Source organism: Turicibacter sp. St.80E1, assembly GCF_059728495.1.
The window spans coordinates 2287339-2297500 of the sequence record NZ_AP039386.1; the positions used below are offsets into that span (position 1 = coordinate 2287339).

Genomic DNA, 10162 nt, shown 5'->3' on the forward strand with positions numbered 1-10162 from the left:
CATTATCACATAAATCATGAAATTTCGCTAATCATTCATTAAAACCTTACCCTTTCATTATGATAAAAAATAAAAATCTTCAAACGCCTAACGCTAGAAGAACGTATTTTATAAATCTTTTTTCGTCAAACGCATACACTTATAACAAAGAACAATTAAATTTTGCGTCAACTCGCTCATCTAATCTAATTGTTCTCAGTTCGTAAACCTTACTTTTATTTACGATATTATTTCTATTTTACCAATTATTTAGTAAACTTATAATAGCTTTGAAAAATATAACTTTGAGGTGATGAAATGGAAGAAATCATTCAACGCGCCATCCTAGTCGGAGTCGATTTAAATAACGATAAAAACTTTGACTACAGTGTAGAAGAACTTAAAAATTTAGCTGAAGCATGCTCAGTCGAAGTGGCCGACGTTCTAACCCAGAAACTCGAACGGGTAAACTCTGCCCACTATATCGGCTCAGGGAAAGTTGAAGAGGTCGCACACCTTGTTGCGAAAAACGATGCGAACCTCGTCATTTTTAACGACGAACTCTCACCCTCTCAAATCCGTAACCTTGAACACGAACTTCAATGCAAGGTTATTGATCGAACCATTTTAATCCTCGATATTTTTGCTAGCCGTGCCAAAACACGCGAAGCCCAACTTCAAGTCGAAGTAGCCCAGCTTAAATACATGATGCCTCGTCTGATTGGACTTAATGCCTCTTTATCTCGCCAAGCAGGGGGAATCGGTTCAAAAGGACCCGGGGAGAAAAAATTAGAACTTGATCGCCGTCGCATTGAAGAACAAATTCATAAACTAAACAAAGAATTAGACGCCCTCGTTCTAGCCCGTCAAAACCAACGTAAACTACGCAAAAAAAATGCAACCCCTGTCGTGGCCCTCGTCGGTTATACCAACGCTGGTAAATCAACGACAATGAATGCCTTACTAAACGTGTCAAACGCCGAGGCAGATAAAAGTGTCTTCGAAAAAAACATGCTCTTTGCAACACTCGAAACATCGACTCGACAAATTCAACTTCCAGATAATAAACAATTTTTATTAACGGACACCGTCGGATTTGTTAGCAAACTCCCACACCAATTAGTAAAAGCTTTCCGATCAACACTTGAAGAAGTGACAGAGGCAGATTTGCTCCTTCACGTCGTTGACTTATCACATCCGGAATTCCAAGCTCAAATCGAGATTACCAATAAAGTACTTGATGAATTAGGAGTAAAAGAAACACCAATGGTTTACGTCTACAATAAAGCTGATCTTGTGGATAATGAATTTACGCCTAGTACACAAGAGGCTGTTCGAATTTCTGCTAAAAATCTAACCAACATTGATACCCTAATTAATAGTATTAAATCACACCTATTTCACCATTACGTGAAAGAAACTTTCTTGATTCCTTACGATAAAGGCAATATTATCTCTTATCTCAATGACCATGCAACCGTCTTCGAAACTGAATATTTAGATAACGGAACGCTTATTACAGTCGAATGTTCAGACCAAGATGTTGAACGCTTCCATCAATATAAAAAAAGTTCACTCCTTTAAACGGGTGAACTTTTTTTTGTGGATAACTCGATATCTCAAATAAACATTTGACTTATCCACGGATTCTATTTTATAGCTGACGAGATAAAAATCCCCTCATCCTCCTCATTTAAAATCTTTTTTAACTTTAAACGTGCCCTCGATAAACGGCTACGTACAGTTCCCATCGGAATTCCTAAGACGGCTGAAATTTCCTCATACGTTAATTCATCATAATAAAATAAGAGAATAACCTCACGATCGTGATCAGAAAGTTTTTGAAGACAGTCATCAATCGCACAATCCCTTTCCCAGCGGATAATATCAAACGGTGGCTCAACCTGCCCCATTAACCCATCATCAACAACTGATGTTTGTACTCTCTTTAGCCATCCATTTTTTAATAAATCCTTACACGTATTAATCGTAATCCGAATTAACCACGTCTTCTCGCTACTTCTATGATTAAAATTAGCATAATTTTTCATCGCCTTATAAAAGACCTCTTGCGAGACATCCTCCGCTAATTGCCAATCCTTCATATAGCAATAGGCGATTTTATATACATCCCCACTATACAAATCAATTAAACGTTCTAGTGATTCATGGGAATTCAACTTCACACATCTCCCCCTTTCCGAAAGAAGATCTTCAACGGAAGAATAAAAAAGGTGACCGCTTTGGCCACCCTTTACTATTATAATCAAGATAAGAAGTTTGAGTCAATATCACCTAAATACTCTTCGTCTTTATCTTTTGATTTCCCCATCCTTTTACCATCCATAACCACCTGAACAACAGCCGGCCCTCCATCGTTTGAAAGGGCACTAATGTCTTGTCCCACTAGCTGGTCTAACATATCTTTAAAAAATTTAAACTTATGCTCTTCATACATCGAAATAATTTGAACTAATAAATCATTTGTTAAATGAATACCCTGATCCTCTAAGCAACGACATACTTCATCAATAAATTCCGAATCTGGTTCTAAAAAAGCATCAAATCCTAAATCCATATCCTGCTTCATCGAATTTCACCTCTTCATAATAAAGATTATCCTAATGCCTCATTCCTCTATCATCTCTATTATGACCTATTTCTTACAATTAAACAACTAATTTTCCTTGATAATAACTTCCACTTACCACATCGATTCCAAAATCACTCATTAAATGTAAGCTTGATTCATTCTCAATTTCCGAACAACATAACTTAACATCCTTGCTCATACACACATTAATTAATGAGTTCATCATACTCAAATAATTTTTAGAAGACTTTAAATATTGAATAAAACAAGAACTTATCCTTAAATAATCAATACTTAAGTTACGAATCGATCCCGTTAATGCCCCGGCACCATACTCATCCAATGCAATATTCACATCATATTCGCGCAATCGTTTTACTGCCTTTTGAATAAGGTCATTTTGTTCAAATAAAATATCCTCATTAACACTAATAATGACCTGATTAGGGTCAATTTTATGTTCCTTTAAATAAGAAATAACTCGAGAAGGCATCCATTTATGCAATAAAGCTTGTCTCGAAAATTTAATAAATAGAGATAACTTAACCCCATGCTCCTCTTCATGTCTTTTCAAATAATCGCAACCGACTTCAAATAAGTACATTTCCCGTTCAATATTTAATAACTCGCGCCCAATAGTCGCATCCTCAATTGGAAGTTGCGATAAAATGCGATTTTCATCTAGCACCGTAGAGCATTCAATTCCAAACAACTCATTACTCTCGCGATGATAAAGAGGCGCATACTCAATATTAATTTCTCCTCGGTAATCAGCCATCTCAATCGCTTGATGCACTTGATCCAATAAGTTATAAGCAATCGGTTTCCCCTGGCAATAATTCATCTGATACGGTAACTTGGGATTCGAGTTCAACACCATTTGACAAAAATGCCTCTTAACCTGATTAGACGTCTCCTCAAAAGATGCTGTCGTTAAGCGTGGAATACAAAAAGTTACGAAATACGGTTGTCCTAACTTTTCATAACAGTATTCTACAAATCGATTTATTTTACGTTTTAGCTTCACTTCTCCACAAGAAACTTCAAAATAAAACCATAACCCTTCCTTCTCTACGGAAAAAGTAATTCCTTCTCCCACAAACTCCTCTTGAATAACATCAATCACTGACTTTAATAACGAAGGTTTAAAATCATTATAAAAACACGCGTCAAATTTAAAATAACCTAGTAGTGTTTTTGGGGTATAGTCATACTGATATAACATCGGTAATCGATTCCAACTCACCACACGGAATTTTCCCTTATTCGGCATCAACTGAATCCCTTTATAATAATTCCGATAACTATTATATAAGCCTTGAATTCGAGGTCTAGAACGTTGTTCCTCATAATGAATCTGCTGGTTAACCTCGCTTAATCCCACCTTTAACTTACTCATCATCCACTCATTCTTTTGAATACGAGCCGACTGAACAAATAAATGACAAACAAAAGCTAACCAACCATGTTGATTCTTATCTTTTAACTTACGCATCATATTATTCATATATCGCTCTAACTCTTCATCTTTATCGTGCACTAAATGATAGGTCAGATGATACATTAAACGATAGACATTCAATGGCAATGAAACACTAATATCTAGTAATTGAAGATCCCACTCAATCTCCTCAACACGATTCAATTGTGCTAATGCATAGGCCCCTATAACCTCTTGCATAAAACCTTCTTCAGAGCGATATTCTTCTCCATAAATTTTGACGATTTCTTCAAAATCTTGAGTAGCATAGAGCTTTAACCATCGGAGTTGCTTTCTTAAATAAATCGGGACATTTTGCAACGAATATTTTTTATCTAACTTATCAATACGCTCTAGCTTTTTATACTGAACCAGAGTCATAAGAACGCGAATTAAACGCTCTAATGAATAAGACATCAGTATTAACAAGTTATGATCCTTTCCGAAAGAAGCCGCAAGCTCATAATAAAATTCCGCCTCTTTAAACATCCCTTTTGTTTCATAAATATAACCTAACTCCGCATAGATATATCCTTTTAAAATATGATTCTTTTCTAAATTTTCTAAAATACACTGACACTCAATTAAGTACATGACAGCTAAATTATTCGCTTTTTGACACGCATAATAACGCGATAGTCTAATTAATATTGGGATTAAACATTCTACATTTTGATATTCGCGGTAATCTTTTACCACCTCTTCAAGTCGAGCGTTACCCTTGACCAATTCCTCATCTAAAATCCTTCCAATTTTATCGTAATCCTCCAATAGGCAGCATGAATCAACAAAAAACTTTAACAGTGATTCCCGTGTTACCCTCTCCCCCATGTATATCTCTCCATTCTTTGTTAACCGTTTTCATCCTTAATCTAATTATACTAATGCCACTTACAAAAATAAATAAGATAATTTGCCAGATTCTCACGAATCACCAAAGCTTTAAAATTAAATACATTTTCACCTGTTCTTTTTAAACATTCCCTTTTAGTATCATCCACACTGAAAAGATCATCAGACCTCTTCGTCAGATAGACTAGACATCCTATCCTATGCCTATTCATCCAATATCATGACTCTTTCTGTAAAAAATTTAATTAAATACATATTGATCATGCGTATAAATATATCTTAATAAGTCATCGTATGTAATCACAGCCTTAATCTCTTCCTCTACCGTCCCATTTTCCGTTAATAACAGAGCATCCAATTTTTTAGGCGATGTTTGATATAATCGCCAGGCTTCATAAATGGTCATAGATGTCGGAATAAACTCATACTGAGATTTTTTTTCAAAATCAAGTAATTCGCCGACTGTCCCAGATAACTCAATATTATTATTTTGAATATGTTTTTGTAACCATTTAGCGATCGCCCTTGAAGTCACTAACCCACTAAACTGGTTACCATCATACAAAGGAAGCTTCAAAATCTCTTTTTCCCCCGAAATCTTTAATACCTCTTGAATAGAATCCTTCATATCAAATTTAATAACCTCTGCCTGAAATACCCCGACTGTGGATGGATCAACGAGTCGTTGCTCAATAAATTTGATTCGCTCCACAGCCTCATCACTAGGTGTTGCCACGAGTTGTTCAAAATTATCGGTTTGATGAACAATAATATTTCTTAACTTTCGAAATAGATGTAGTTCATCTAAGTAAAGATTGATCATAGGGTGACCCTTTGCTTTATAGATTAAATCACTAAATGGGACATTATCATCCGAGTTCGTATACTTTTTTAAATATTTATGGATATGATTAAATGACTCAATAAACTCTAAATATCCTTCTTGTTCTGCCACTGTTTACACCTCCCGAATATAAATCGGCCGATACGTTAACACACCGTCAATATTCGTACTTTCATATAATGTAATATTATTAACCATTGTTTCTTTAGAAATTTCTATTCCCCGTGATAAATCAACAGATGGAACGAGTAACTTCGCCTGACGACAAAGCGTGATATGCGGAGTATAGATAAACTCCTCAGCAGAAGTTAACCCCTTTTCAACCAAGGCGTCGTGCAAATCAATTGCAACCTGAGTTAAAGCCTCATTTGGATGTAATCCCATATAAATCACATACCGATTTTTCTTCTTAAAAAAGCCAATATGGTCAAAATATAACGTCAGTTGATTAACTTCAATGTGATTAATGACATCAATCAAGGTATTAATCGTTGACTCATCCATCATTCCTAAAAATTTAAGTGTTAAATGAAAGTTTTCTCTTCTCGTATACTTAGCCGTCTCACAATACTTCTCAACCATAAGAGCAGCATCTTGAAAATATCCCCTCAATTCCGATGAAAATCCTACACCAATAAATAATCTTCTCATGAACTGTCACCCATCTATTTATTTAGTCCTCAAACCATACACAACTACACTATAACACGCAGCATAAATTAGCCTCACTAATTTTCCTGTATTATTAGGATACACTAAATAACTGAAACTATTTGTCAGTTTTACAACCAATTTACAAATCTATAAAAAAAATAAAAAAGGGGGCCTGACTCTACTCGCCAGTGCCCCCTAAAAAACATTGTGGATAACTTAAATAATCTAACAAGATCATGATAATTCACACCCAGTAACGACAGGATAGACCCATTACTTCCCTGCTATACATCCTATCACCTATTACAAGGATATCTAAGGAATTGATAATTATAACTTAAAGTTATCCACATCTATTAAAATTGGTTCTCCCTCTAAACGAAGATATCCATTCCGCACAACAATTGATGAATGCCCCACTAAATTCTCGTAAATGCCATCCGGAATATCGACAGAAAGTTCACCGTCTTTAAGTCCAAAGTTAAAAATAGCCACTCGAGTTTTTAACTCGGTTTCATACTTCAAAATAACAGAATCTGAAATATTACCTGACATGATCGTATAAACCCCATCTCGCATCACATCATCTTTCTTGAGGCGTGCTAACTTCGCCATCAAATCGGCAATACCATCTTTATTATATGATGACCAATCCACCTTATCCACATCAAATAAACTTGGTGTATGCTTACACGCAGCCTCTTGTCCTGCATAAATCATCGTTGTTCCCTTCTGCAAATAAACAAAAGTTGTCCACATGTTTAACTGTTCAACCGTCTTAACTAAAGAAGCAATCCGACGTTGGTCATGATTTTCCAAACAACGTAATTTAATATAATTCCCCGGGTAAATAACCTCCTGATCTTGAAGTCGTCTTATATATAAATCTAAAGACGATTTTCCAAGTAAATAAGATTTAAATGCCTCATAAACATCGTAATCATAACAAATATCAAAGGCCTGATACATTTCACAATCACTATGTACAGAAAAACCGAGTGAACGAATTGTTCTAATAAAATCTTTCTCCACAGTTTCTGCTAGCCATATAAAATGAGGATTAATTTTTGAAACTTCACGACGGGCTCTTAACCAAAACTCTACAGGAACAAATGACGCGACATCACATCGATAACCATCCACACCTAATTTAGCCCAGTAGGTTAAACAATCAATAAGTTCCTCCCAAAGAGATTCATGTTGACTATAGTCAAAGTCCGTAATATCCGACCAATCCCCAACACGATTAGCAAATTCTCCTTCGGCATTTTTATAAAACCATTCAGGATGATGCTGTAATAAATAAGAGTCGCGTGAGGTATGATTATACACCACGTCAATCATGATCTTCATATCCCATTCATGTACAGCCTCAATTAAAGCCACAAAATCCTCTAACGTTCCGTACTCTGGATTAACCGCACGATAGTCTGAAATAGAATAAGGACATCCTAATGTTCCCTTCTTATCCTTCTTTCCTATTGGATGAATAGGTAACAAATAAACAATATCCACACCTAAAGATTTTATACGTGGTAAATCCTCAATTAACTCACGAAATGTTCCACTCTCATTATGATTTCGATTATACACCTGATAAATAATAGATTGCTTTAAAGATGAATCTGTACACGTAGCCATTTATTTTCCCCCTTTAGTATTAGGTAATTCTAATATACCCATCCGTCCTGTCATAACTTGTAAAAACACTTCCTTACCCTAAAAAAAGACGGAATTACTTTAAGAGAAAATAATCGGCTCTCCTTTCGATATCGGTATCCCTGATAAATAAAAAAAAACACCCCGAAGGATGTTAATTAGCTATTTGGAGCGGGTGAAGAGAATCGAACTCTCACAGTCAGCTTGGAAGGCTGAAGTTCTACCATTAAACTACACCCGCATTTTTTGTCTAGTACCGTTCGCATCTTCGAATAAAACTTACGCACACTCTCATGGCTTTCAGCCATTTCTGTGTTCGCTAAGTTTTATTCGAAGATAATCGCTCACTTGTACTTTTCTTTATTTATGGCCTAGCGACGTCCTACTCTCGCACTTGCGTACTACCCTCGGCGCTAAGGAGCTTAACTTCTGTGTTCGGTATGGGAACAGGTGTGCCCTCCTTGCCCTTATCACTAGACCTTCTGTCAGATTTCATCAATCTCACAAAACTAGATATCTTCTGCTTACTTCTTCTTGTCCGGCAACTCTCGCATCACAGTGGTAAAGTTCAATAACTGTTCATCACCTTCGTGATTCCTCAGTTCTTTTCACTTTCTGCCTGTGATAACCGCTCGTTTTTGCCTTTCCTATTTAGTTAAGTCCTCGATCGATTAGTATCAGTCCGCTTCATCTGTCACCAAACTTCCACTCCTGACCTATCTACCTCGTCGTCTTCAAGGGATCTTACTTCTTTCGAATGGGAAATCTCATCTTGAGGGGGGCTTCACGCTTAGATGCTTTCAGCGTTTATCCCTTCCACACGTAGCTACCCAGCTATGCTCCTGGCAGAACAACTGGTACACCAGCGGTGTGTCCATCCCGGTCCTCTCGTACTAAGGACAGCTCCTCTCAAATTTCCTACGCCCACGACGGATAGGGACCGAACTGTCTCACGACGTTCTGAACCCAGCTCGCGTACCGCTTTAATGGGCGAACAGCCCAACCCTTGGGACCGACTACAGCCCCAGGATGCGATGAGCCGACATCGAGGTGCCAAACCTCCCCGTCGATGTGAACTCTTGGGGGAGATCAGCCTGTTATCCCCGGGGTAGCTTTTATCCGTTGAGCGACGGCCCTTCCATTCGGTACCGCCGGATCACTAAGCCCGACTTTCGTCCCTGCTCGACTTGTTGGTCTCGCAGTCAAGCTCCCTTCTGCCTTTACACTCTTCGAATGATTTCCAACCATTCTGAGGGAACCTTTGGGCGCCTCCGTTACTCTTTGGGAGGCGACCGCCCCAGTCAAACTGCCCACCTGACACTGTCCCCTGACCAGCTCATGGCCACGGGTTAGAACCCCAGTAACACAAGGGTAGTATCCCAACAGCGACTCCTCCAAGACTGGCGTCCTGGTCTCTTCGTCTCCTACCTATCCTGTACATGTGTCACCAGTGCTCAATATCAAGCTACAGTAAAGCTCCACGGGGTCTTTCCGTCCTGTCGCGGGTAACCTGCATCTTCACAGGTACTATGATTTCACCGAGTCTCTTGTTGAGACAGCGCCCAGATCGTTACGCCTTTCGTGCGGGTCGGAACTTACCCGACAAGGAATTTCGCTACCTTAGGACCGTTATAGTTACGGCCGCCGTTTACTGGGGCTTCAATTCAAAGCTTCGCTTGCGCTAACCTCTCCTCTTAACCTTCCAGCACCGGGCAGGCGTCAGCCCCTATACATCACCTTGCGGTTTAGCAGAGACCTGTGTTTTTGATAAACAGTCGCCTGGGCCTTTTCACTGCGGCTTGCTTTCACAAGCACCCCTTCTCCCGAAGTTACGGGGTCATTTTGCCGAGTTCCTTAACAAGAGTTCTCTCGCTCATCTTAGGATTCTCTCCTCGCCTACCTGTGTCGGTTATCGGTACGGGCACCTAATAAATTATCCCTAGAAGCTTTTCTTGGAAGCGTGACATCAGCTGACTTCACCCTTGCGGGCTTTCGGCATCACAGCTCAATGTTTCGCCATGCGGATTTGCCTACATGACCACCTCACTGCTTACACGTGAATCCATTCACACGCTCAACTTAGCCTTCTCCGTCACTCCTT

7 protein-coding genes, 1 tRNA gene and 2 rRNA genes (1 of these 10 cut by a window edge) are annotated in these 10162 nt (G+C 38.4%); 1 reads left to right on the plus strand and 9 read right to left on the minus strand.

Going from position 1 to position 10162, the window contains the following annotated elements; all coding sequences use genetic code 11:
• Positions 1-297 precede the first annotated feature (297 nt).
• The gene (hflX, locus tag AC6I0I_RS11005; protein WP_161832624.1) at positions 298-1563 is read left to right on the plus strand and encodes a GTPase HflX; all 1266 of its coding nucleotides are present in this window, start codon (positions 298-300) and stop codon (positions 1561-1563) included.
• Positions 1564-1628: 65 nt separating this feature from the next.
• Here hflX and AC6I0I_RS11010 read toward each other — a convergent pair whose 3' ends face one another.
• The 9 genes from AC6I0I_RS11010 to AC6I0I_RS11050 all read right to left on the minus strand — a co-directional run.
• Positions 1629-2165 (minus strand): RNA polymerase sigma factor, encoded by a 537-nt coding sequence (locus AC6I0I_RS11010; protein ID WP_262950125.1) that lies wholly within the window; start codon positions 2163-2165, stop codon positions 1629-1631.
• 80 nt (positions 2166-2245) lie between these two features.
• A complete protein-coding gene (locus AC6I0I_RS11015; RefSeq protein ID WP_161832622.1) occupies positions 2246-2569 on the minus strand; it encodes a hypothetical protein in 324 nt (107 codons plus the stop codon).
• Between the two features lie 79 nt (positions 2570-2648).
• Entirely contained in the window at positions 2649-4883 is a 2235-nt protein-coding gene (locus AC6I0I_RS11020; RefSeq protein WP_262953622.1) for an EAL domain-containing protein, read from the minus strand.
• A 262-nt stretch (positions 4884-5145) separates the two neighbouring features.
• Positions 5146-5859, minus strand: coding sequence for a CBS domain-containing protein (locus tag AC6I0I_RS11025; protein WP_161832620.1), 714 nt, complete (start codon positions 5857-5859; stop codon positions 5146-5148).
• 3 nt (positions 5860-5862) lie between these two features.
• The gene (thpR, locus tag AC6I0I_RS11030) at positions 5863-6399 is read right to left on the minus strand and encodes an RNA 2',3'-cyclic phosphodiesterase (protein ID WP_262950127.1); all 537 of its coding nucleotides are present in this window, start codon (positions 6397-6399) and stop codon (positions 5863-5865) included.
• A gap of 333 nt (positions 6400-6732) precedes the next feature.
• Positions 6733-8043 carry an alpha-amylase family glycosyl hydrolase gene (locus AC6I0I_RS11035; RefSeq protein ID WP_262950128.1) on the minus strand — a complete coding sequence of 437 codons (1311 nt, stop codon included), beginning with the start codon at positions 8041-8043 and terminating at the stop codon, positions 6733-6735.
• Positions 8044-8228: 185 nt separating this feature from the next.
• Positions 8229-8302 (minus strand) — tRNA-Gly (locus AC6I0I_RS11040).
• Between the two features lie 128 nt (positions 8303-8430).
• Positions 8431-8539: ribosomal RNA gene (gene rrf / locus AC6I0I_RS11045) — 5S ribosomal RNA — on the minus strand.
• A 173-nt stretch (positions 8540-8712) separates the two neighbouring features.
• Positions 8713-10162, minus strand: a 23S ribosomal RNA gene (locus AC6I0I_RS11050); it runs 1444 nt beyond the window's last position.

Bases quoted from the DNA above. Each gene is read 5' to 3' on its own strand.
- hflX (WP_161832624.1), top strand. From the start codon at position 298: ATGGAAGAAATCATTCAACGCGCCATCCTAGTCGGAGTCGATTTAAAT.
- AC6I0I_RS11015 (WP_161832622.1), bottom strand. From the start codon at position 2,569: ATGAAGCAGGATATGGATTTAGGATTTGATGCTTTTTTAGAACCAGAT.
- AC6I0I_RS11020 (WP_262953622.1), bottom strand. From the start codon at position 4,883: ATGGGGGAGAGGGTAACACGGGAATCACTGTTAAAGTTTTTTGTTGAT.
- thpR (WP_262950127.1), bottom strand. From the start codon at position 6,399: ATGAGAAGATTATTTATTGGTGTAGGATTTTCATCGGAATTGAGGGGA.
- AC6I0I_RS11035 (WP_262950128.1), bottom strand. From the start codon at position 8,043: ATGGCTACGTGTACAGATTCATCTTTAAAGCAATCTATTATTTATCAG.